The sequence below is a fragment of the Mycobacterium sp. NS-7484 genome (assembly GCF_001953975.1).
Classification (GTDB): Bacteria; Actinomycetota; Actinomycetes; order Mycobacteriales; family Mycobacteriaceae; genus Mycobacterium.
The window spans coordinates 1-20,771 of sequence record NZ_MBEJ01000009.1; the positions used below are offsets into that span (position 1 = coordinate 1).

Below are 20,771 nucleotides of genomic sequence, written 5' to 3' on the forward strand. Positions count from 1 at the left end.
CAGTGATCACTCTCCAATCGAAGGGTGCTCACTTTTCAACCGGAACTACCTGCTCACTTTTCGACCGGAGCCGACACTGCTATCTCACCGCTGAGAACAAACGCCAGGCTCGTGAGGCCGCACCGAAGTAACTGGACCTCGTCAGGATCGGCCCCATCGGCGTCAAGGAACTGTCAAGACCGATGACGCCGGGGCCGCCGGCGCGGACGGTGAAATCATGACATTGCTGGACATCCTGCCGTCACTGCGAGCGACCACCCGACCACGACTCGACCCCAACATCTGGCCGCTCACCACCGGCGTCGACGAACTCGGCCGGATCACCGTCGGCCGGGTGGCCCTGACCGATATCGCCGATCAGTACCGCACGCCGGCCTATGTGCTGGATGAGACCGATTTCCGCACTCGCGCCCGCCGCTACCGGGCCGCCCTGGGCCAGGCACAGGTGGTGTACGCCGGTAAGTCGCTGTTGACGACGGCAGTCGCCCGATGGGCTGCTGAAGAAGGACTGGGCGTCGACGTGTGCTCGGCGGGTGAGTTGGCGACGGCACTGGCCGGCGGGGTCGACCCGGCGCGGATCGTGCTGCACGGCAACGCCAAATCCTGCGACGAACTGCGCGACGCGATCGACGTCGGGGTGGGCCGGATCGTCATCGACTCACCGATGGAGATCACCTACCTGGCCGGGCTGGTGCGTCGGCCGCAGCCGGTGCTGATCCGGGTCACCCCGGACATCGACATCTGTGGGCACCGTGCCGTCACCACCGGTGTGACCGACCAGAAGTTCGGCTTCGCACTGGCCGATCGACGGGCCGCCCGCGCTGCCGCCCGCATCCTGGCCACACCGAACCTCGACCTGATTGGCCTGCACTGCCATATCGGTTCGCAGATCACCGATCCCGCGCCGTATGGCGAGGCCGTGCACCGGCTGATCGGCGTGATGGCCGACATCCGCGCCGAACACGGCGTGCTGCTCACGGAGCTCAACATCGGTGGCGGACATGGGGTCCCGTATGTGCGCGGTGACGCGGCCCTCGACATCACGGCGTTCGCCAACGTCGTCGACGATGCCCTGACCACGGCATGTGCAGCCGAGAGGTTTCCCCGCCCGCGGCTGGTCGTCGAACCCGGACGGGCCATCAGCGCCCGGGCCGGTGTGACGCTGTACCGGGTGCACGGAGTGAAGGCCCAGCCCGACGGGCGCACCTTCGTCGCGGTGGACGGCGGCATGAGCGACAACCCTCGAGTCGCGCTCTACGACGCGAAATACACTGTCGCCCTGGCCAATCGACACCCGCTCGGGCCATCCATGGTAGCCACGGTAGTCGGTAGGCATTGCGAGGCCGGCGACGAGATCGTGCGCGATGTAGAACTGCCCGCCGACATCCACGCCGGCGACCTGTTGGCCGTGGCTTGCACCGGGGCCTATCAACACAGCATGGCCTCGACCTACAACATGGTGGGCCGCCCACCGGTGGTAGCAGTCCGCGACGGGGCCTCGCGGCTGTTGGTACGACGGGAGACGACGGCCGATCTGCTGTCGCGGGACCAGGGATGAGCGCCGTCAGCCGTCGCGCTCGGCAACATCCTTGATCCGGGCCAGGCGGCGTTCCCAACCCGCCGCGATACCGTCGAGCCGTCGCGCCACCTCACTGAGCCGAGCCCCCACCGCCTCGTACTTCACCTCGCGCCCCACCCGCGTGGCTACCACCAGGCCGACATCGGTGAGCACCTTCAGGTGTTTCGCGATGGCCTGGCGGCTGATCGGAAGCTCCTCGGCCAGCGCCGAGGCCGACGCGGGCCGACGCCCGAGCGCCACCAGGACCTGCCATCGGCTGTCGTCGGCAAGTGCCGCGAAAACCTGTACAGGCGAAGCATTTTCAGGCATCGGCGGCAGCCCCCACCAGGTACTCGCGGGCGAGTCCGAGCTCGATCGCCCAGCCGCCACAGTGATCGTCGAACCGGGAACGGCGGTCAGCCTCAGGCTCGTCGAGCGAGGCGAAACCGCTCTCGACAACACGCAGCACCACACCGGATTGCGCCGGGGTGATCCAGAATTCGACAAGGGTGGAGGAGCTGCCCAGGTCGTCGGCGTCGACGTACCACCGGAAGGCCGCATAGCGCGGCGCATCGAGCGCGACAGTCCGCAACGCGAACTTCCCGTGGGTGGGGTCGGTGACGATGGCGATGTCGCCGTCACGATCGATCTGATGCTCGGCGATCTGCTCGTCGTTGATGTACCAACCGGGTTCGCTCACCAGATCCCAGACTCGTTGCGCCGGTGCGTCGATGGTGATCTCACGTTCGATGCGGTCGTAGTCGGTGGTCATGTCGGGTTCCTCTCGGGCCGGATTACTGCAACCCCAGAGTTGCACATGAGGGCCCGTTACTGCAACCCTATGGTTGCAATAGTTCTACTCCTCGTGCAGCACCGGATCGGATTCCAGGTGCGTCAGCCCGTTCCAGGCCAGGTTGACCACGTGCGCAGCCACCACTTCCTTCTTGGGCTCGCGCACGTCGAGCCACCACTGCGCGGTCATCGACACCGACCCGACCAGGGCCTGGGCGTACAGCGGCGCCAGGTCGGGATCGAGGCCGCGGCGGGAAAAGTCGCCGGCCAGGATCGAGGACACCTGGTTGACCGCGTCGTTGAGCAGCGTCGCATAGGTGCCCGAGGTGATGGCGGCCGGCGAATCCCGGATCAGGATGCGGAAGCCGTCGGTGTGTTCCTCGACATAGGTCAGCAGCGCCAGCGCCACCCGCTCGACCCGCACCCGCGACCGGTTGTTGGTCAGCGACGAGGTGATCCCGTCCAGCAGCGCCGACATCTCCCGGTCGACGACGACGGCGTACAGGCCTTCTTTGCCGCCGAAGTGCTCGTAGACCACGGGTTTGGAGACACTGGCGCGCTGGGCGATCTCTTCGATCGAGGTGCCCTCATAGCCCCGTTCGGCGAACAACGACTTGGCGATCTCGATCAGCTGCTGTCGCCGTTCACTGCCGGTCATCCGGGCTCGAGGGGCCCGAACTTCCTTCTCGGGTGCTGCCACGCATATCAGGCTAGACCGTTCGACTAGAGTCTCTCCCGAACATTCCGTCGTGGTGTAATCGGCAGCACCTCTGATTTTGGTTCAGATAGTTCAGGTTCGAGTCCTGGCGACGGAGCGAGGCTTGCGGAGCGACCCGGCAGCACGGAGCGAGGCTTGCCGAGCGACCCGACAGCGTGAGGGCAATTGTCGTCGCCCAGCGTGCACACGATGCGCGCTTGCGACGGCGTGTCTCGAGCAGACACGCACGCTCGCGGAGAGAGGGGAACCCCCGTGTCGACCACCGAGGCCGCAGTCGTCGTACTGGCGGCAGGTGCCGGAACCCGAATGCGCTCGGACACCCCCAAGGTGCTGCATACATTGGGCGGCCGCAGCATGCTCAGCCACGCCGTTCACACCGTGGCCAACGCCACCGCCCGCCACCTGGTGGTCGTCCTCGGCCATGATCGGGAGCGCATCGCCCCCGCGGTCGACGAGCTTGCCGGCAAGTTGGGCCGCACCATCGACGTCGCGATCCAGGACCAGCAGCTCGGCACCGGCCATGCGGTGGCCTGCGGGCTGAGCGCGCTGCCTGACGAGTTCACCGGCACGGTCGTGGTCACCTCGGGCGACGTCCCGCTGCTCGACACCGACACGCTGGCCGGGCTGATCGACACCCACAGCGCGGAAACCGCCGCTGTCACCATCGTCACCACGACGGTGCCCGACCCGACCGGATACGGCCGCATCCTGCGCACGCAGGACAACGAAGTCATCGGCATCGTCGAGCAGGCCGACGCCACTGACTCGCAGCGGGCCATCCGCGAAGTCAACGCCGGGGTCTATGCCTTCGACATCGCCGACCTGCGCTCGGCGTTGAGCCGGTTGAGCTCGAACAACGCCCAGCAGGAGCTGTACCTGACCGACGTCATCGCAATCGTGCGCCAGGACGGCCGCACCGTGCGGGCCATGCATGTCGACGACAGCGCGCTGGTGGCCGGCGTCAACGACCGCGTCCAGCTCGCCGACCTCGGCGCCGAACTCAACCGCCGCATCGTGGCCCGCCATCAACGGGCCGGCGTGACGGTCATCGACCCGGCCACCACCTGGATCGACGTCGACGTGACCATCGGGCGCGACACCGTCGTGCGCCCCGGAACCCAACTGCTCGGCACGACCGAGATCGGCGCGGGCTGCGAGATCGGTCCGGACTGCACGCTGACCGACGTCGAGGTGGGTGACGGCGCGTCGGTGGTGCGCACCCACGCTCAGCTCGCGGTGATCGGGGCCGGCGCCACCGTCGGCCCGTTCACCTACCTGCGGCCGGGCACCATCCTCGGGGCCGACGGCAAGCTCGGTGCCTTCGTCGAGACCAAGAACTCCACGATCGGCACCGGCACCAAAGTGCCGCACCTGACCTATGTCGGGGATGCCGATATCGGCGAGCACAGCAACATCGGGGCGTCGAGCGTGTTCGTCAACTACGACGGCGAGAACAAACACCGCACCACGATCGGGTCCCATGTGCGGACCGGCTCCGACACCATGTTCATCGCCCCGGTCTCGGTCGGTGACGGCGCCTACACCGGTGCCGGCACGGTGCTGCGTGATGACGTGCCACCGGGGGCGTTGGCGGTCTCGGACAATGCGCAGCGCACGATCGAGGGTTGGGTGGAGCGCAAGCGTCCGGGCTCTGCCGCAGCCGAAGCGGCACGCAAAGCGCGCGGCGAGACCGACTGACCTGTTGTGCTGAAGATTGTGGCTACCACGTGGCCTCAATCTTCAGCGTTGACGATCGCAAGTGTTGGCAATCTGGTAACCCGACTACGCACAACCAGAAACGCTACGTACGATTGCTCCGTATCGATCCCCAACCGCGAAGGCAGCCAAGTGGCCACGGACTGGACCGACAATCGAAAAAACTTGATGCTGTTCTCGGGGCGTGCGCACCCTGAGTTGGCGGAGCAGGTGGCCAAAGAACTCGGCACCGAGGTCACCGCGCAGACCGCCCGGGACTTTGCCAACGGCGAGATCTTCGTCCGGTTCGACGAGTCGGTGCGCGGCTGCGACGCCTTCGTGCTGCAGAGCCACCCGGCCCCGCTGAACCAGTGGTTGATGGAACAGCTCATCATGATCGACGCGCTCAAGCGAGGTAGCGCCAAGCGGATCACCGCGATCCTGCCGTTCTACCCCTACGCGCGTCAGGACAAGAAGCACCGCGGCCGCGAGCCGATCTCGGCGCGTCTGGTCGCCGACCTGCTCAAGACCGCGGGTGCCGACCGCATCGTCTCGGTGGACCTGCACACCGACCAGATCCAGGGCTTCTTCGACGGCCCCGTCGACCACATGCGGGGCCAGTCGCTGCTGTGCGGCTACATCGGTGAGAACTACGCCGGCTCGGACATGGTGGTGGTCTCCCCCGACTCCGGCCGCGTACGCGTCGCCGAGAAATGGGCCGACTCCCTCGGCGGTGTCCCACTGGCCTTCATCCACAAGACCCGCGACCCGCTGGTGCCCAACCAGGTGGTGTCCAACCGCGTGGTGGGTGACGTCAAGGGCAAGACCTGCATCCTGACCGACGACATGATCGACACCGGCGGCACCATCGCCGGCGCGGTCAAACTGCTCAAGCAGGACGGCGCCAAGGATGTGGTGATCGCCGCGACCCACGGCGTCCTGTCCGACCCGGCCGCCCAGCGTCTGGCCGAGTGTGGCGCCCGCGAGGTGATCGTCACCAACACGCTGCCGATCACCGAGGACAAGCAGTTCCCGCAGTTGACCGTGCTGTCCATCGCGCCGCTGCTGGCCTCGACGATCCGGGCGGTGTTCGAAAACGGTTCGGTCACCGGACTGTTCGACGGGTCCGCCTAATGGCGCGTATTCTTCACAACCCCAAGTGCTCGACCTCCCGCAAGACGCTGGATCTGTTGCGCGAGAACGGGATCGAGCCTGAGGTGGTGCAGTACCTCAAGACGCCGCCGACGCGTGACGAGATCAAGAAGTTGATCGCCGACGCCGGTATCGACGTACGGACCGCGGTGCGCAAACGCGAATCGCTCTACACCGAACTGAATTTGGCCGACGCCTCCGACGAGGAACTGCTCGATGCGATGGCCGAGCACCCGATCCTGATCGAGCGGCCCTTCGTCGTCACCGACAAGGGCACCCGGCTGGCCCGACCGATCGATTCGGTGCGCGAGATTCTGTGAAACGGCTGCTTGCCACGGCCGGTGCCCTGGCGGTCCTACTCACCGGCTGTGGCGCGAAAACCCCGGACTACCAGTCGATCTGGACGACGAGTTCGACCAGTGCGCCCCCCGATGCAGAAAACCAACCGGTGCCGCTGTGGCAGTACCTGGAGGACTCCGGTGTCGTCGGCGAACCCGTCGCACCCGAGAAGATCCCGCATCTGAACGTCACCATGCCCACCCCGCCGGGATGGCAGCCCTACAACAACCCGAACCTGGCCCCGGGCACCCGGATGATCGCCAAGGGCGACACCTATCCGACCTCGATGCTGCTGGCCTTCAAATTGCACGGCGATTTCGACGTGCCCAAGGCGCTGGAAGAACACGGCTACGCCGATGCGCAGCTATCGGAAAACTTCAAGCAGCTCAACGCCTCCCACGCCGATTGGAAAGGCTTCCCCTCGGCGATGATCGAGGGCAGCTACGACCTCAACGGCAGGCGCATGCAGACCTACAACCGCATCGTCATCCCCGACGACGGACTGCAACCGCCGCAGCGCTACCTCATCCAGCTGACGATCACGACCTACGCCGACGAGGCTGCGGCGCAAGGGCCCGACATCGAATCGATCATCAGCGGTTTCGACGTCGCGAAAAAGTGACCGTGCCGGCCGTGTGCGGGCTGGCCTAAGGTAGCGGCATGAGTGGATGGACCAGCGCCGACCTGCCCTCGTTTCGCGGCCGCCGGGTGATCGTCACCGGCGCCAACAGCGGGCTGGGCCTCGTCACCGCCCGTGAGCTCGCCAGGGCGGGCGCCAAGGTCACCGTCGCAGTGCGCAATCTGGAGAAAGGCACGGCAGCCGCCGAGACGATGACGGGCGGGCAGGTCGAGGTACGCAAGCTCGACCTGCAGGACCTGGCCTCGGTGCACGAGTTCGCCGACACCGTCGAGAGCGTCGACGTACTGGTCAACAATGCCGGCATCATGGCCGTCCCGCTCAGTCGCACCGTCGACGGCTTCGAGAGCCAGATCGGCACCAACCACCTGGGCCACTTCGCCCTGACCAACCTGCTGCTGCCCAAGGTCACCGACCGGGTGGTGACGGTGTCGTCGTTGATGCACTGGATCGGCAAGATCAGCCTGCGCGATCTGAACTGGAAGTCGCGTCCGTACTCGGCGTGGCTGGCTTACGGGCAGTCCAAGCTGGCCAACCTGATGTTCACCTCCGAGTTGCAGCGACGGCTGACGGCGTCGGGCTCGCAGGTCCGTGCGGTGGCCGCGCACCCCGGCTACTCGGCCACCAACCTGCAGGGCCAGACCGGCAACAAGCTCGGCGCTCGGATGATGGCCACCGCCAACCGCGTGTTCGCCACCGACGCCTCGTTCGGGGCCCGGCAGACGCTGTACGCGGTCTCCCAGGACGTGCCCGGCGACAGCTTCATCGGGCCGCGGTTCGGCCAGTTCGGCCCCAGCCAACCCGGCGGACGCAGCCCGCTGGCCCGCAACGTGGCCACCCAAAAGGCGCTGTGGGAGCTGTCCGAGCAGCTCACCAAGACCACCTATCCGCTGTAGCTCCGCCCGCGCGATTTTTGCCGGAAGCATCGCGTTTGCTACCCTGACCTGGCGTCACGGCGAGGGTGGACCTTCTGGACCACCGTTATCGGCGAGAACTTCTCCAGGTGTTGTGCCCTTTGCCGTGCTGACGATTCGACCGCAGTACCGCAAACAGAGGAGCAAGACCATGGCCAAAAGCGCCCCCGCCCCCAACAAGCTGACCGCTTCCGTGCGCACCCGCACCGGCAAGGGCGCCTCGCGCCAGGCCCGTCGTGACGGCAAGGTGCCCACCGTGCTGTACGGCCACGGCACCGAGCCCCAGCACCTCGAGCTCAACGCCCGCGAGTTCGCCGCGGTGCTGCGCCACTCGGGCACCAACGCCGTGCTCACCCTCGACATCGAAGGCACCGAGCAGCTGGCCCTGACCAAGGCGCTGGACATCCACCCGATCCGCCGCAACATCCAGCACGCCGACCTGCTCGTCGTGCGCCGCGGCGAGAAGGTCACCGTCGAGGTCACTGTCACCGTCGAGGGCGACGCCGCCCCGGGCACCCTGGTCACCCAGGACACCAACACCATCGAGATCGAGGCCGAGGCCCTGTCGATCCCAGAGCACCTGACCGTGTCGGTCGAGGGCGTCGAGGCCGGCACCCAGGTTCTGGCCGGCCAGATCGAGCTGCCCGCCGGTGTTTCGCTGGTGTCGGATCCCGAGCTGCTCGTGGTCAACGTCGTCGAGGCCCCGAGTGCCGAGGAGCTGGAGTCCGAGGGTGCCGGCGAGACCGCCGAGGCCCCGGCTGAGGAGCCGGCCGCCGAGGTTGCCGAAGAGTCGGCCGAATAACGCCGTAGGGCATCTGCACTGATGGCCGAGCCGCTGCTGGTGGTGGGCCTGGGGAATCCCGGGCCCGCCTACGCCAAGACCCGGCACAACGTCGGGTTCATGGTGGCCGATGTACTGGCCGCCCGCATCGGCTCGGCCTTCAAGGTGCACAAGAAATCCGGTGCCGAGGTGATCACCGGCCGGCTCGCCGGAAGCCCGGTGGTGTTGGCCAAACCGCGGTGCTACATGAACGAATCCGGTCGTCAGGTCGGCCCGTTGGCCAAGTTCTACTCCGTGCCGCCCGGCCGCATCGTGGTGATCCATGACGAGCTCGACATCGACTTCGGTCGCGTCCGGCTCAAGGTCGGTGGCGGCGAAGGCGGTCACAACGGACTGCGCTCGGTGGCATCAGCGTTGGGCAGCAAGGACTTTCAGCGGGTCCGCATCGGGGTAGGACGCCCGCCGGGCCGCAAGGATCCCGCCGCCTTCGTGCTGGAGGCCTTCACCGCCGCCGAGCGCGCCGAGTTACCCACGATCTGCGAGCAGGCCGCCGACGCCACCGAGCTGCTGATCGCCCAAGGCCTGGAGCCGGCCCAGAACACCGTGCACGCCTGGTGATTCACCACTCGAACGGCCGGTCGAGGACCAGCGTGCGTTCGGCGTCGGGATACCACCCCTGCGGCGCATATTGGTCGGTGTGGAGATAGCACTGCACCCGTACCTCACGACTACCGGGACTGAACGTGAGCAGCCGACTGATCGGCAGGGTCGTGATCGGCATGTGATGGCGACTCAGTGACGCCACATTCATGAAATAGGTTCCGCCCCAAGCCTGCTCGATATGCGTCTTGCCGCCGTGGTTGTCGTCGGGGTGAGTGTGGGTGTGGCCGGCCAACCACAGCGCGACCGCGCCCGGATGGTCGGTGAGGTACCGCTCGAACGCCCCGGAATCAGGCTTGCCGCCGACCCAGTACAGGTACGACGCGCCCTGCGGCGTCCCCTCCAGGAAGGGCCGGTGGTAGTGCTCATGCAGCCTCCCTTCCGAATCCCGACGCACCCCCTCCCACTCCCCTGATGCCACCGTGGTGTCCTTGAGGACGTAGTGGTGCACCGTGATGATGATCGAATCGTGGTTCTGCTCAACCATGTTCGCCCACCACCGAAATGTGTCCTCGGAGACCACCCCGCCGGGGTTGCCGCCGAGGGTGCCGCGACCCACCGTCTGCGACGGCTCGTTGCGGTCACTGAGCATGAGGAACAGCACGTTACCGACGCGGAACGAATACCGTTCCCACGTCCCGGTCACCGGATACCGGCGGGATGTGGCGTCGACGCCGGAATACGGGGTGTGCTCACCGAGCGGGTCGATCCATTTCTGCCACCACCACGCATCCGGTTCGGAAAGCCCGCTGCGGTCGTGGTTACCGCACACCGAGTACACGTCTTCACGCCGGTGTTTACGCATCACCGACAGTTGCCGCCGGACCTCCTGCCCCTCGGCATCGTCGGGCAGGCTGTGGTGCGCACCGGACATGTCTCCGACGTCCACGGCAATGTCCCAGTCGAACGGCGGCCCGCCGTGCGCACCACCGAATTCCGACTGACGGATGGCCTCGGCCAGACTGTGCCGGCCGAACTGTTTGTCCGTACCGACGTGCGCGTCACCGAACGCCCACAACCGAAACTCACCGTCCTGCGTCGCCATCGCCGCTGAACCCTAGTGCCACAGGCTCACTCGAGTCGGGCATTGCATTCAGGCTGATTGCAACGGTGCCGGCCGGCTGTCGTAAGGATCGCCGCGATCGCCGTAAAGAAACCGTTCGGATGCACCCGCGGCCCACATCGGGCCGGTACACCCGAGATATGGACCGCATCCGACTATTGGCTCCACTGCTCGACGGGTCACGCGAGTGGGGCTGTCTCCAGGTCAAGCCCGGTCGCTGGGGTGCGACGTACTACCACCTGGTGGTGTACCCGCCGGGCCTGAGCGTGCCCGAGCGCCGGCTGGTGCGGCTGGCCCGCGGTTGGCCGCTGTGGGGGATGCTGCTGTGGTTGTTGTGCCAACTGTGGCTGATCGGCGAGATATCGCCGTGGGCGGCCTTCGGCGTTTCCACCGCGGTATTCGTCGCCACCGGGCTCGTCGCCCTCGGCCTGTCGGGCGGTGCGTACCACCGGGTCCAGACACTTTGCGTGACAGTGCTGGTCGGCGACGACGATCCGCAGTCACGGATGGCACGAAATCGGTTGATCGCGCTGGCCGCAATACTCCTGCGGGCCGACGAGGACCGCGACCGTGGCGAGATCACCCGGGTGGACCACGAGCTGATCTGGTGGGAGGTCTACAACGATCTACAGACGAATGGCAACGCCGAGGCCCGGCAGGCCGGCTGATGTCAGACCTACTCGAGGTGTTGTCGATGATGAGTGTCCCGGCGGCAATCCTGTTGTCGTTGCGCTGGTATGTGATCCGCCAGAACCGCATTGCCGATGCCGCCGAAACGACGACCGAGCCGCGGCTGCCGTCATCGCGGTGAAGGTGCCCAAAACGCCTCCGCGAGCGCGCATGTCAGAGCAGACACGCACGCTCGCGGCGCTGTGAAGTGAAACTGGTTGTGTCAGCGACGACCGCCGGGCATGCCCAGCCACGGGATGACCGGAATGTTGGCCGGCGGAGCCGTCGTGCCGGGGCGCGCCTTGATCGACGTGCTGCCGTTGGTGGTGCAGATGGTCTTGGTGGCCGTGTCCTGGCAGGTCGGTCGAGCGGACGCCATCGGCGCCGAAATCACCGACACTGCCGCCAGACCCGCCATCACGAAGGCAAACTTCCCGCGACCTGTCATCATGTCCTTCCCTTTCCGGGCTACGACCGCGATACCAGAGTGGTCATGCGCGAAACGCGCTGGCATCCGCTCGCTCATCAGGGGCAGGCCGATACGACAACGGGAGAATCCGCATCGAGCGGGGTGTTGTTCGCCGCTGCCCGGTTGAACGCATCCTGGCGCGCGGCTTCCACGGTGGGCCCTGCGCCACCGGCCACAGCCCAGTTGCTGTCGCTGGCGACAGACACGATGCAGAGGTTGTCGTTGGTCACCTCATCGGCCGTGCAGTCCAGACCGCCGGCGTTTGTGCACGCCGCGATGACTGCCGACGAGGCCTCTTCGGCGGTGTCCCCCGTGGCTGTGAAACCTGCCAGGGTGCCTTCGAATTCACCGGTGCCCACGGCCGCGAAGATATCTTCGGGGTCGCCTTCCACATATCCACCCGGGCCACCCGCCCATGCGGTGCCCGCAGAGATCCCCGCGGCGATAACGCCCGCTCCGAGGATCGCCGAAAGCCATCGGGTATTGACCATTCCGGTCCTCTCCTAGAAGTAGTTCGGCGTCAGAATACACAGGAGAAGCCCAGTTCGCTTGCGGTCCAACGATGACGGGGTGTCATTTCCGAATGAAATGGCGCCCCGCGTGACTGTGCGTGAACAGCTGGCAAATTGCGGCGTGTCGCGCCGCAGACGCGCACGCTCGCGGTGCGAAAGGGGCGGGCTAGCCGGTGACGAGCGAGACCGAATTGGCGCGACGCAGCTTGCCCGACGGCGTCTTCGGGATACTGCCGGGCCCCAGCACGACGACGTTGCGCGGACGCATGTCGACCTCGGAGACCACCTCGTGCGCCACCTGGTGCTCGATGCGACGCACCTCGGCGGGATCCTGCCAGGCGTTGGATTCGACTGCGACAGCGAAGGTTTCGCGTGAGTGCCCGGCATCCAGCCGCACCGCGACGGCGCAGCCGGGGCGTACGCCCTCGACGCGGCCGGCCGCACGTTCGATGTCGGTCGGGTAGATGTTGCGTCCGGCCATGATGATCACGTCCTTGACGCGACCGCACACCACGACGTTGCCCTCCTCGGTGATGTAACCGAGATCGCCGGTGTCATACCAGCCGTGCTCGTCCTGGGCCGGCAGGAAACCGCCCATGGTGATGTAGCCGGGCGTCAGCGACTCCCCGCGCAGTTCGATGACGCCGACGCCGCGAGGCTGCATGACCTCACCGTTCTCGTCGACGACGCGGGCCTCCAGGTCGCGCAGCAGCGGCCCCAGGGACGCCAGCCGCTTGGTGTTGCCCTTGGTGGCGGGTACGGCGCGGCGCAGCGCGGCCAGCAGGTCGGCGTCGACCTCGTCGACCACCAGGCCGGCGTTGCACGGCGAGAACGACACCGCCAGACACGTTTCGGCCATGCCGTAGGCCGGCAGGATCGCCGAGGGCTTGAGCCCGAACGGTTTACCGGCGTCGATCAGATCTTCGACGTCGGCCGGCTCGACGGGCTCGGCACCCGACAGCGCGAACCGCAGCGTGGACAGGTCGTACTCACCCGGCTTGGCCTGGCGGCGCAGCCGCTTGGCGAACAGCGCGTAGGCGAAGTTGGGCGCCGCCGTCATCGTGCCCTTGTACTTGTCGATGAGCTTGGCCCACAGCAACGTATCGCGCAGGAAGTCCATCGGCGTGACCTTGACGAGCTCGGCGCCGAAATACATCGGGATGGTCAGGAAGCCGACCATGCCCATGTCGTGGAAGCAGGGCAGCCAGCTCACCATGACGTCCTTGTCGACGTCGTACTCCGCGCCGATGAACATCGCCTCGGCATTGGAGTGGATGTTGCGGTGGGTGATCTGCACGGCCTTGGGCGATCCGGTCGAGCCGGAGGTCAGCTGCATGAGCGCCAGATCGTCCTCGCCGGTCTCCACCGGGTCGATCGGGTCGGCGGCCAGCAGGTCGACCACCTTGAGCACCTTGATGCCCTTTTCTTCGAGCACTGGGATCGCGACCAGGAACGGCTCGGAGACGATGACCGCGTCGGCCTCGATCATGCCGATCACGTTCATGGTGTCCTCGGCCCACACCGCCAGGTCGGTACGCGGGGTCGGCTGGTGCAGCATCGTCAGGCTCGCGCCGCGCATCCACACGCCCTGGGCGGTCGGGGCGATCTCCACCGGGAAACCGGCCAGCACGCCCACGGCGTCACCGTGGCCGATACCCGCGGCGGCCAGGCCGCCGGCGATGCGCCGGGCCCGCTCGTGAACTTCACCCCAGGTGTGGCGAACCGGCTCGTGCGGTTCGCCGGTCACCATGCCGCGCGTGCTCTCCTGAGCATTGCGGAACATTTTCTCGGTGAATCTGCTCACGACGACCTCCTTGGCTTCCGCGGCACTGACACCGACGGCGCTACGCCCGGTGCTGATGCCCGGTTCTCCATGCTCCGCCCGCTGTGTAACGCTTGTGAGTAGGCGCGCACACACGATTGGGCAGCAGTTATGTCTCGATTCGGTGATGCCGCAGGTCCGGGTACGCGGGTGTGCGACCGCCCGTGATCACGGGTGCCGGGCGCATAAGTCGCATCCGATGCGAAACCGCTAGCATTCACCGTCGATCATCTTAAGAGACCCTTAAGTAACTGGCCAAACCCTCGCCGTAATTGAGGCCTGCGTCACAGTCGGGTCCTCGCGGCATAGGTCGCGGCGCTGCGGGTCGCGTCGTTTTCTACTCAGCGGTCGCTCGGATTCGCCGTTGACCGCCCTGGCGTCGAAAACGGCACCGCAACCGGCACGGAACCGGCACCTCCCCGGCAACACCGCAACCGGCGCACACCTACACCGACGGCGTCGGCGCCGGAACCACGCGGGCACCGCTGACCGGCCCGCTGGCCACCCGCACCGTCCGGCACACCCCGGCCCCGGCCAGTTGCGCCCCGACATCCACCGCGGCGGTCGACGACGGGCACAGGAACGCACACGTCGGTCCCGATCCGGACACGATGCCCGCCAGTGCGCCGGCCTCCACCCCGGCCCGCAGGGTCCGGCGCAGATCGGGATACAGGCTCAATGCGGCCGGCTGCAGGTCATTGCCCAGCAGGGCGGCGAGTTCGGCCGGGTCACCGGAAGCCAGCGCCGCCAGCACCGGTTCTGGTTCCTCGACCCGTGGCGGTCCGCCGGTCGAGGTGTCCGCACGCAGCCGGTCCAACTCGCCGAACACCTTGGGCGTGGACAACCCCCGGTGCGCGAACGCCAGCACCCAGTGGAAGGTGTTGCGGGCCAGCACGGTGGCCAATTCTTCGCCACGGCCGGTGCCCAGCGCCGTGCCGCCGTGCAGCGCGAACGGCACATCGCTGCCCAGCTGGGCGGCCAGCGCGTGCAGATCGCGCCGGGGCACCCCGAGCTCCCACAGCGTGTTCATCGCCACCAGCACCGCCGCCGCGTCGGCACTGCCGCCGGCCATGCCCCCGGCCACCGGGATCGACTTCTCGATGCTGATCGCCACGTCCGGGGCACGGCCCACGTGTTCGGCCATCAGTTCGGCGGCCCGCCACGCCAGGTTGCGCTCGTCGGTGGGCACCGACTCCACGCCCTCCCCCGTCACGGTCAAAGACAGCACGTCGGCGTTGCGCACGGTCACCTCGTCGAGCAGCGACACGGCGTGGAACACCGTGGTGAGGTCGTGGTAGCCGTCGTCGCGCACATCGCCGACGGCCAGGTACAGGTTCACCTTGCCGGGGACACGCACGCTGACCGAACCGGTGGGGACCCATTCGGAGGCGGTACTGCCGTCGGATGCTGACACGGCCACGACACTATCGCCGCCCACCGGTCGTTGTCGGTGAACTTAAGCTGAGACGATGCCCTCTCCCGAGGTGATCGTCGCCGGATACGCCGCGGCGGAAGTCATCGGCCGCGGCGGGTCGGCCGTGGTGTACCGGGCGAGAACCCCCGACGGGCACACCGTCGCGCTGAAGGTTCTCGACGATCAGCACCGCAGCCCCGACCACCTGGCCCGGCTGCAGCGGGTCTTCGACTTCGCCCGCAGGCTCGACCACCCCAACATCGTCACGGTGTACGCGGCGGGCCCGGGCTGGCTGGCCGCCGAGCTGCTCGACGGCGGCACGGTGAACAGCCTGCCGGGCGTTTCCGAGCGGCTCACCGCCCTGACCCAGATCGCCGGCGCGCTCGACCATGCGCACCGGCGCGGAATCGTGCACTGCGACGTCAAACCGGCGAACATCATTGTGGATCAGCCGTTTTCGCGGGCCGTGCTGATCGATTTCGGGGTGGCGCATTCGATGGCCGAGGACGTCGCAGCCCGGCTGGCGCACAACACCTCACGGCTGAGCCTCGACCCGGCCCGCCGGATCACCCGTCAGGCCGCCGCCCCGCACCCGAATGTCGTGGCGTCGCTGCCCTATTCGGCACCTGAACTCCTCGCCGGCCGCGCACCGACGGGAGCCACCGACCAGTACGCGCTGGCCTGCTCCGCCGTCGAGCTGCTGACCGGGTCACCACCGTTTGCCGCCGACGACGCGATGGGCATGATCGATCACCACATGAACAGCCGGCCACCGCGAATATCGCAGCGGTGCAACGGGATTCCGCCGGCGCTCGACCGGGTGGTAGCGACCGCACTGGCCAAGGACGCCGATCGACGTCACGCCTCGTGCGCGGAGTTCATGGGTCTGGTCAACGAGGCGTTGGGCCGCCCAAAGTGAAGAAGATCGCGAGATTGTCGAGACATCTCGCGATCTTCTTCACATTGGGCTCTAAAGGCTAGGCCTTCCGGGTCGCCTCGAGCTGCGTCGCCTCGAGCCGGGCTGCGGCCTCGGCCTGAGCCGCTGCCTCGCCCGCAGCCTCCTTGGCCCGCTGCAGGAGCCGCACGAAGTCGGCGATCCCGAGCGTCTCACCTCGACGCGACGGGTCGATGCTGGCAGCCAGCAGCCGCTCGGCCGACTCGTTGCCCGACCCGGCCCAATCGGCGAACGCATTGCGAGAGGTCTTGCGGCGCTGAGCAAAACCGATGTCGATGAGGCTGAACACCTCGTCGCGGAACGCGGTGTCCGTCGGCCACGGCGACGTCTCGTACCGGTCGATGCGCACCAAGCCCGAGTACACCCGCGGGATCGGCCAGAACACCGTCGGCGAGACCATCCCGTGCCTGCGCACGTTTCCGTAGAAACGCACCTTGGCGCTGGGCACCCCGTAGTCCTTGCCACCGGGCTCGGCCGCCAACCGTTCGGCGACTTCGGCCTGCACCATGACCATCACCGTGCGAATCGACGGGAATTCGGCCAACAGGTGCAGGATCGCCGGCACGGCCACGTTGTACGGCAGGTTCGCCACGAGCGCGGTCGGCTGTTCGGCCAGATCGGACGGCATCAACGTCAGGACGTCCTGGTTGATGACGGTGAGCCGGTTGATCTCGCTGTGTGAGTGATCGGCGATGGTGGCCGGCAGTTGCTTGGCCAGGATCGGGTCGATCTCGACCGCGGTCACCTTCGCGCCGCGATCCAGCAGGGGCAAGGTCAGTGACCCGAGGCCCGGTCCGACCTCCAGCACATGGTCGTTCCGGTTGATCCCGGAAGCCGACACGATGCGCCGAACGGTGTTGGCATCATGAACAAAATTCTGGCCAAAGGCCTTGCGTGGCCGAAAGTCGATCTCTTTCGCCAAGCGTCGTATCTCGGTCCGCCCGAGCAGTCGAATAGTCAGCGCGCCCCAATCCTCCCACTACACACCGGCCAAGCTCCCCAGCCCTGCCGGGCTTGCGTCACCGTAGCAATCGCAATCTGCTCTTCTCTTGTCGCCAAATCGGCCCTCGGAGCATACCGCAGACCGCCCTGTCGCTCCCAGGTGTTCTGGTCGAATTGAACCCCGCCATAAAAACCGTTACCAGTGTTAATGGCCCAATTACCTCCCGCTTCGCACTGCGCAAGGGAGTCCCATTGAGCGCCGTTGGCGACCGGCGGAACTTCGGTGCCCGGCTTTGCTCCGACCCGCAGCACACCATCACGAGCCGGTGTGATTACGACATTGGCTACTGGCAGCCTGCCGGTCTCCACACCGTTCACCTTCGCCACGGCGTAGGTGACGTCCTGGGTGCCGGGTGCACCCGGATCCTCGACGATCTGGCGGCTCATGTTGAGCTCGACGTCTTCGATGCGCTTGTTGCCCGGGGCCAGCGGTATCCGCTCGGTCACCTTCTCGATGCGCTTACGGGTCACCTGGATCTGCATACCCTCGGTGACCGGGGCGGATGCCGACGGCACCACGGTGTCGTTCTGCTCCAGCGGGGCGCCCGCCGCGGCGAGCAGACCGGCCACGTTGGGGGCCGCGAGGTGCACGGTCGAGGGCGCACCGCCGTCGTCGATATGGACCGTCTTGGCGCTCACCACCGGCAGCGCCATCCCACCCAGCGGCACCCGGCTGCCGCGCGACGCCGCAGCGGGAGCCTTGTCGGTCATCTTCAGCTGCGCCAGGGCCTCGTCCACGGTCGAGGCAGTGGTCCAGACCTGCTTGCTGTCGTTACCGTCCAACGACAATTGCAGGGGCCGGCTGCGGCGCAGGACGATGGTGTCGGACTGGTGCACGGACTCGTCGCCGGCAGGGTAAAGATCGTCGCGATCGCCAACGGAAAATCCGTTCTCTTCGACCACGTCGATCACTCGGGACTTCATCGTCGTTACCGTCATCGGCGCGCCGTCGACGCTCAGCGTCACGGTTTTGTGCGATCCGACGGCGTAGCCCCCGGCCGCGGTGAGCGTCACCAGGAGGGCACCCACCACGCCACGCAACAGCGGCGAGCGGGACTCATGAAGTTTGTTGAGCACGTCCATATATCAGCGTTTCTCCCCGGTACGGACGGCATGGTTCACCGCCGGCGGTTGAGGGTTTGATCACAAGACGGTAACGAATCGACCCATGCCCGGCAACTAGGCGCGGCCGCGTCCGTTAAGTCCGTACACCCGCGCCGCAGTGGCTGCGGTCTCGGACGCGACCTCCTCGGCGGGCCGGTCCAGCAACTCTGCGAGTGCCCGCACAGTGTATGGCAGGCAGTACGGCTCGTTCGGGGCGCCGCGGAACGGGTGCGGGGTCAGAAACGGCGCGTCGGTCTCCACCAGCAGCTGCCCCGGCGGGATCAACTTCGCGGCTTCCCGCAGCTCAGCGGCGTTTTTGAAGCTGACCGTCCCGGACAGGCTCAGGATCCAGCCGGCGTCGACGCAAGTGTGGGCCATCTCCGGTCCCGACGAAAAACAGTGGAAGATCACTGTCTCGGGCGGCCCTTCGGCGCGAAGTACGTCGAGCACCTCGGCATCGGCCTCACGGTTGTGGATCATCAGCGGCTTGCCGGTGCGCTTGGCCAGGTCGATGTGCCAGGCGAAGGCGTCGCGCTGCTCGGCCGGTGTGGCGCAGCCCTCCAGCCGGCCCGGCCAGTACATGTCCATCCCGGTCTCCCCGACCGCGACCACCCGCGGATGGGCCGCCAGCGCCTCCACCTCGACCCGGGCCGCATCGGTGAGCGCATTGGCCCGGGTGGGGTGCAGCGCCACCGCGCCGTAGACCCGGTCGTCGGCCTCGACGGCCGTGGTCACCCAGCGCGCGGAGTCCAGGTCGTCGGCGATCGTGACCACCTGGCCCACCCCGACCGCGGCCGCGCGGTCGACGATCGCGCGGACGTCATCGGCGGTCTGCGCGCCGCAGGCGTCGAGATGGGTGTGTGCGTCGACCAGCGGAGCCAACGGCTCCGGGGCTGGCGGCTTCTCCCTGGCTGAGCGTTTGGACCCCACCGCAACACCATAAGGTGGGACCAAATGAGTGAGCCTTCCAACGTTCCGTACTACATCACCACGGCCATCGCCTACCCCAACGGTGCGCCGCACATCGGGCACGCCTACGAGTACATCGCCACCGATGCGATCGCCCGGTTCAAGCGGCTCGACGGCTTCGATGTGCGCTACCTGACCGGAACCGACGTGCACGGGCAGAAGATGGCCGAGGCCGCGGCGGCCCAGGGCATCGCGGCGGCCGAACTGGCCAACCGCAACTCCGACGTGTTCCAGCGGCTGCAGGAGAAGCTCAACATCTCCTTCGACCGGTTCATCCGCACCTCCGACGCCGACCACTACGAGGCGTGCAAGGAGATCTGGCGTCGCATGAGCGAGGCCGGAGACATCTACCTGGGCACCTACGCCGGTTGGTACTCGGTGCGCGACGAGCGTTTCTTCGCCGAGGACGAGACCGTCGAGAACGCCGACGGCACGCGCACCGCGATCGAGACGGGCACCCCGGTCACCTGGACCGAGGAGCAGACCTACTTCTTCCGGCTCTCGGCCTACACCGAGCGGCTGCTGGCGCATTACCAGGCGCATCCGGAGTTCATCGGCCCCGATGTGCGCCGCAACGAGATCGTCAGCTTCGTCTCCGGCGGGCTGAAGGATCTGTCGATCTCGCGGACTACGTTCGACTGGGGCGTGCCGGTGCCCGACCATCCCGACCACGTGATGTACGTGTGGGTGGACGCGCTGACCAATTACCTGACCGGCGTGGGCTTTCCGGACGAGGCGTCCGAGGACTTCGGCAAGTATTGGCCGGCGAAGCTGCACATGATCGGCAAGGACATCATCCGGTTCCACACGGTGTACTGGCCGGCGTTTTTGATGTCGGCCGGGATCGCGCTTCCCGAACGGGTCTTCGCGCACGGCTTCATCAACGTCAAGGGCGAGAAGATGAGCAAGTCGGTCGGCAACGTGGTGGATCCGATCGCGCTCATCGACACCTTCGGGCTCGACCCGGTGCGCTACTTCTTCCTGCGCGAGGTGTCCTTCGGCCAGGACGGCAGCTACAGCGAGGAAGCCATCATCGGCCGGATCAACGCCGACCTGGCCAACGAGTTGGGCAACCTCGCGCAACGCTCACTGTCGATGGTGGCCAAGAACCTCGACGGCGTGGTGCCCGACCCGGGCACGTTCGACGACGACGACGTCGCGCTGCTGAATGCCGCCGACGGTCTGCTCGAACAAGTGCGCGCCCACTACGATGTGCCGGCGATGCATCTCGCACTTGAATCGATCTGGTCGGTGCTGGGTGCGGCGAACCGCTACTTCTCGGCGCAGGAACCGTGGGTGCTGCGCAAGTCGGAGGATCCGGCGGACCAACAGCGGTTCGGTACGGTGCTGTACACGACGTTGGAGGTGGTGCGGATCGCGGCGACGCTGACGCAGCCCGTGATGCCGGACTCGACGGCCAAGCTTCTCGATCTGCTCGGCCGGCCGACCGACGCCCGTGACTTCGACTCCATCGGGACCCGGCTCAAGCCAGGTACCGAATTGCCCGCTCCGACCGGGGTCTTTCCCCGCTACCAGATGGACTGAC

General features: G+C 66.9%; 22 protein-coding genes, 1 tRNA gene and 1 pseudogene. 13 read left to right on the plus strand and 11 right to left on the minus strand.

Features of this window, described 5'->3' with window-relative positions:
• Positions 1–217: 217 nt before the first annotated feature.
• The gene (gene lysA, locus A5733_RS01715) at positions 218–1,558 is read left to right on the plus strand and encodes a diaminopimelate decarboxylase (protein WP_076238844.1); all 1,341 of its coding nucleotides are present in this window, start codon (positions 218–220) and stop codon (positions 1,556–1,558) included.
• 6 nt (positions 1,559–1,564) lie between these two features.
• Here lysA and A5733_RS01720 read toward each other — a convergent pair whose 3' ends face one another.
• The 3 genes from A5733_RS01720 to A5733_RS01730 form a co-directional block, all read right to left on the minus strand.
• Positions 1,565–1,888: a metalloregulator ArsR/SmtB family transcription factor gene (locus tag A5733_RS01720; protein WP_076238845.1), complete on the minus strand. Its 324-nt coding sequence runs from the start codon at positions 1,886–1,888 to the stop codon at positions 1,565–1,567.
• The gene (locus A5733_RS01725) at positions 1,881–2,330 is read right to left on the minus strand and encodes an SRPBCC domain-containing protein (protein WP_076238846.1); all 450 of its coding nucleotides are present in this window, start codon (positions 2,328–2,330) and stop codon (positions 1,881–1,883) included. Before A5733_RS01725 ends, A5733_RS01720 begins: the two co-directional genes overlap by 8 nt.
• 84 nt (positions 2,331–2,414) lie before the next feature.
• Entirely contained in the window at positions 2,415–3,008 is a 594-nt protein-coding gene (locus tag A5733_RS01730) for a TetR/AcrR family transcriptional regulator (RefSeq protein WP_067776753.1), read from the minus strand.
• A gap of 85 nt (positions 3,009–3,093) precedes the next feature.
• Here A5733_RS01730 and A5733_RS01735 point away from each other — a divergent pair.
• The 8 genes from A5733_RS01735 to pth all read left to right on the plus strand — a co-directional run bounded on the left by A5733_RS01735 (position 3,094) and on the right by pth (position 9,204).
• Positions 3,094–3,165 (plus strand) — tRNA-Gln (locus A5733_RS01735).
• Between the two features lie 155 nt (positions 3,166–3,320).
• Positions 3,321–4,766, plus strand: a complete 1,446-nt coding sequence (gene glmU / locus A5733_RS01740; RefSeq protein ID WP_076238847.1) for a bifunctional UDP-N-acetylglucosamine diphosphorylase/glucosamine-1-phosphate N-acetyltransferase GlmU — start codon at positions 3,321–3,323, stop codon at positions 4,764–4,766.
• A gap of 150 nt (positions 4,767–4,916) precedes the next feature.
• Positions 4,917–5,897 carry a ribose-phosphate diphosphokinase gene (locus tag A5733_RS01745; protein ID WP_076238848.1) on the plus strand — a complete coding sequence of 327 codons (981 nt, stop codon included), beginning with the start codon at positions 4,917–4,919 and terminating at the stop codon, positions 5,895–5,897.
• A complete protein-coding gene (arsC, locus tag A5733_RS01750; protein ID WP_067776744.1) occupies positions 5,897–6,235 on the plus strand; it encodes an arsenate reductase (glutaredoxin) in 339 nt (112 codons plus the stop codon). Before A5733_RS01745 ends, arsC begins: the two co-directional genes overlap by 1 nt.
• Entirely contained in the window at positions 6,232–6,876 is a 645-nt protein-coding gene (locus A5733_RS01755) for an LpqN/LpqT family lipoprotein (protein WP_076238849.1), read from the plus strand. Before arsC ends, A5733_RS01755 begins: the two co-directional genes overlap by 4 nt.
• A gap of 38 nt (positions 6,877–6,914) precedes the next feature.
• Positions 6,915–7,787, plus strand: a complete 873-nt coding sequence (locus A5733_RS01760; RefSeq protein WP_076238850.1) for an oxidoreductase — start codon at positions 6,915–6,917, stop codon at positions 7,785–7,787.
• A gap of 169 nt (positions 7,788–7,956) precedes the next feature.
• Positions 7,957–8,607: a 50S ribosomal protein L25/general stress protein Ctc gene (locus tag A5733_RS01765; RefSeq protein ID WP_076238882.1), complete on the plus strand. Its 651-nt coding sequence runs from the start codon at positions 7,957–7,959 to the stop codon at positions 8,605–8,607.
• 21 nt (positions 8,608–8,628) lie between these two features.
• Positions 8,629–9,204 carry an aminoacyl-tRNA hydrolase gene (gene pth, locus A5733_RS01770; RefSeq protein ID WP_076238851.1) on the plus strand — a complete coding sequence of 192 codons (576 nt, stop codon included), beginning with the start codon at positions 8,629–8,631 and terminating at the stop codon, positions 9,202–9,204.
• Between the two features lies 1 nt (position 9,205).
• Here pth and A5733_RS01775 read toward each other — a convergent pair whose 3' ends face one another.
• On the minus strand, positions 9,206–10,291 hold the full coding sequence (locus A5733_RS01775; RefSeq protein ID WP_076238852.1) for a hypothetical protein: 1,086 nt from the start codon (positions 10,289–10,291) through the stop codon (positions 9,206–9,208).
• A gap of 158 nt (positions 10,292–10,449) precedes the next feature.
• Between A5733_RS01775 and A5733_RS01780 the strand changes: the two genes are divergently transcribed.
• Together A5733_RS01780 and A5733_RS27395 are read left to right on the plus strand one after the other, a co-directional pair.
• On the plus strand, positions 10,450–10,977 hold the full coding sequence (locus tag A5733_RS01780; RefSeq protein ID WP_076238853.1) for a DUF6611 family protein: 528 nt from the start codon (positions 10,450–10,452) through the stop codon (positions 10,975–10,977).
• A complete protein-coding gene (locus A5733_RS27395) occupies positions 10,977–11,120 on the plus strand; it encodes a hypothetical protein (protein WP_158070580.1) in 144 nt (47 codons plus the stop codon). Before A5733_RS01780 ends, A5733_RS27395 begins: the two co-directional genes overlap by 1 nt.
• Positions 11,121–11,201: 81 nt before the next feature.
• Here A5733_RS27395 and A5733_RS01785 read toward each other — a convergent pair whose 3' ends face one another.
• The 4 genes from A5733_RS01785 to A5733_RS01800 all read right to left on the minus strand — a co-directional run bounded on the left by A5733_RS01785 (position 11,202) and on the right by A5733_RS01800 (position 15,195).
• Positions 11,202–11,429 carry a hypothetical protein gene (locus A5733_RS01785; RefSeq protein ID WP_231965857.1) on the minus strand — a complete coding sequence of 76 codons (228 nt, stop codon included), beginning with the start codon at positions 11,427–11,429 and terminating at the stop codon, positions 11,202–11,204.
• Between the two features lie 74 nt (positions 11,430–11,503).
• Positions 11,504–11,938, minus strand: a complete 435-nt coding sequence (locus A5733_RS01790; protein WP_067776723.1) for a DUF4189 domain-containing protein — start codon at positions 11,936–11,938, stop codon at positions 11,504–11,506.
• A 187-nt stretch (positions 11,939–12,125) separates the two neighbouring features.
• Positions 12,126–13,763 carry a fatty acyl-AMP ligase gene (locus A5733_RS01795; RefSeq protein ID WP_067776719.1) on the minus strand — a complete coding sequence of 546 codons (1,638 nt, stop codon included), beginning with the start codon at positions 13,761–13,763 and terminating at the stop codon, positions 12,126–12,128.
• Between the two features lie 463 nt (positions 13,764–14,226).
• A complete protein-coding gene (locus A5733_RS01800) occupies positions 14,227–15,195 on the minus strand; it encodes a 4-(cytidine 5'-diphospho)-2-C-methyl-D-erythritol kinase (RefSeq protein ID WP_076238883.1) in 969 nt (322 codons plus the stop codon).
• A gap of 55 nt (positions 15,196–15,250) precedes the next feature.
• Here A5733_RS01800 and A5733_RS01805 point away from each other — a divergent pair, with 55 nt between their 5' ends.
• On the plus strand, positions 15,251–16,114 hold the full coding sequence (locus tag A5733_RS01805) for a serine/threonine-protein kinase (protein WP_076238854.1): 864 nt from the start codon (positions 15,251–15,253) through the stop codon (positions 16,112–16,114).
• A 98-nt stretch (positions 16,115–16,212) separates the two neighbouring features.
• On the opposite strand, the pseudogene rsmA reads toward A5733_RS01805, so the two are convergent.
• The 3 genes and pseudogenes from rsmA to A5733_RS01820 form a co-directional block, all read right to left on the minus strand.
• Positions 16,213–17,111, minus strand: a pseudogene (rsmA, locus tag A5733_RS01810) (16S rRNA (adenine(1518)-N(6)/adenine(1519)-N(6))-dimethyltransferase RsmA); the annotation flags it as partial.
• Entirely contained in the window at positions 17,108–18,235 is a 1,128-nt protein-coding gene (locus A5733_RS01815; RefSeq protein WP_076238856.1) for a resuscitation-promoting factor, read from the minus strand. The pseudogene rsmA and the gene A5733_RS01815, both read right to left, overlap by 4 nt.
• Before the next feature lie 96 nt (positions 18,236–18,331).
• Complete coding sequence (locus tag A5733_RS01820; RefSeq protein WP_076238857.1) at positions 18,332–19,186, minus strand: TatD family hydrolase; 855 nt, start codon at positions 19,184–19,186, stop codon at positions 18,332–18,334.
• 24 nt (positions 19,187–19,210) lie between these two features.
• Between A5733_RS01820 and metG the strand changes: the two genes are divergently transcribed.
• A complete protein-coding gene (metG, locus tag A5733_RS01825; protein WP_076238858.1) occupies positions 19,211–20,770 on the plus strand; it encodes a methionine--tRNA ligase in 1,560 nt (519 codons plus the stop codon).
• The last annotated feature ends 1 nt before the right edge of the window (position 20,771 follow it).

What these genes read in the sequence shown, in the direction of transcription:
- A5733_RS01780 (WP_076238853.1), top strand. Translation starts at nt 10,450, where the DNA reads ATGGACCGCATCCGACTATTGGCTCCACTGCTCGACGGGTCACGCGAG.
- A5733_RS01790 (WP_067776723.1), bottom strand. Translation starts at nt 11,938, where the DNA reads ATGGTCAATACCCGATGGCTTTCGGCGATCCTCGGAGCGGGCGTTATC.
- A5733_RS01815 (WP_076238856.1), bottom strand. Translation starts at nt 18,235, where the DNA reads ATGGACGTGCTCAACAAACTTCATGAGTCCCGCTCGCCGCTGTTGCGT.
- A5733_RS01805 (WP_076238854.1), top strand. Translation starts at nt 15,251, where the DNA reads ATGCCCTCTCCCGAGGTGATCGTCGCCGGATACGCCGCGGCGGAAGTC.
- A5733_RS01760 (WP_076238850.1), top strand. Translation starts at nt 6,915, where the DNA reads ATGAGTGGATGGACCAGCGCCGACCTGCCCTCGTTTCGCGGCCGCCGG.
- A5733_RS01785 (WP_231965857.1), bottom strand. Translation starts at nt 11,429, where the DNA reads ATGATGACAGGTCGCGGGAAGTTTGCCTTCGTGATGGCGGGTCTGGCG.
- A5733_RS01720 (WP_076238845.1), bottom strand. Translation starts at nt 1,888, where the DNA reads ATGCCTGAAAATGCTTCGCCTGTACAGGTTTTCGCGGCACTTGCCGAC.
- A5733_RS01730 (WP_067776753.1), bottom strand. Translation starts at nt 3,008, where the DNA reads ATGACCGGCAGTGAACGGCGACAGCAGCTGATCGAGATCGCCAAGTCG.
- A5733_RS01775 (WP_076238852.1), bottom strand. Translation starts at nt 10,291, where the DNA reads ATGGCGACGCAGGACGGTGAGTTTCGGTTGTGGGCGTTCGGTGACGCG.
- lysA (WP_076238844.1), top strand. Translation starts at nt 218, where the DNA reads ATGACATTGCTGGACATCCTGCCGTCACTGCGAGCGACCACCCGACCA.
- metG (WP_076238858.1), top strand. Translation starts at nt 19,211, where the DNA reads ATGAGTGAGCCTTCCAACGTTCCGTACTACATCACCACGGCCATCGCC.
- pth (WP_076238851.1), top strand. Translation starts at nt 8,629, where the DNA reads ATGGCCGAGCCGCTGCTGGTGGTGGGCCTGGGGAATCCCGGGCCCGCC.
- A5733_RS27395 (WP_158070580.1), top strand. Translation starts at nt 10,977, where the DNA reads ATGTCAGACCTACTCGAGGTGTTGTCGATGATGAGTGTCCCGGCGGCA.
- A5733_RS01725 (WP_076238846.1), bottom strand. Translation starts at nt 2,330, where the DNA reads ATGACCACCGACTACGACCGCATCGAACGTGAGATCACCATCGACGCA.
- A5733_RS01765 (WP_076238882.1), top strand. Translation starts at nt 7,957, where the DNA reads ATGGCCAAAAGCGCCCCCGCCCCCAACAAGCTGACCGCTTCCGTGCGC.
- arsC (WP_067776744.1), top strand. Translation starts at nt 5,897, where the DNA reads ATGGCGCGTATTCTTCACAACCCCAAGTGCTCGACCTCCCGCAAGACG.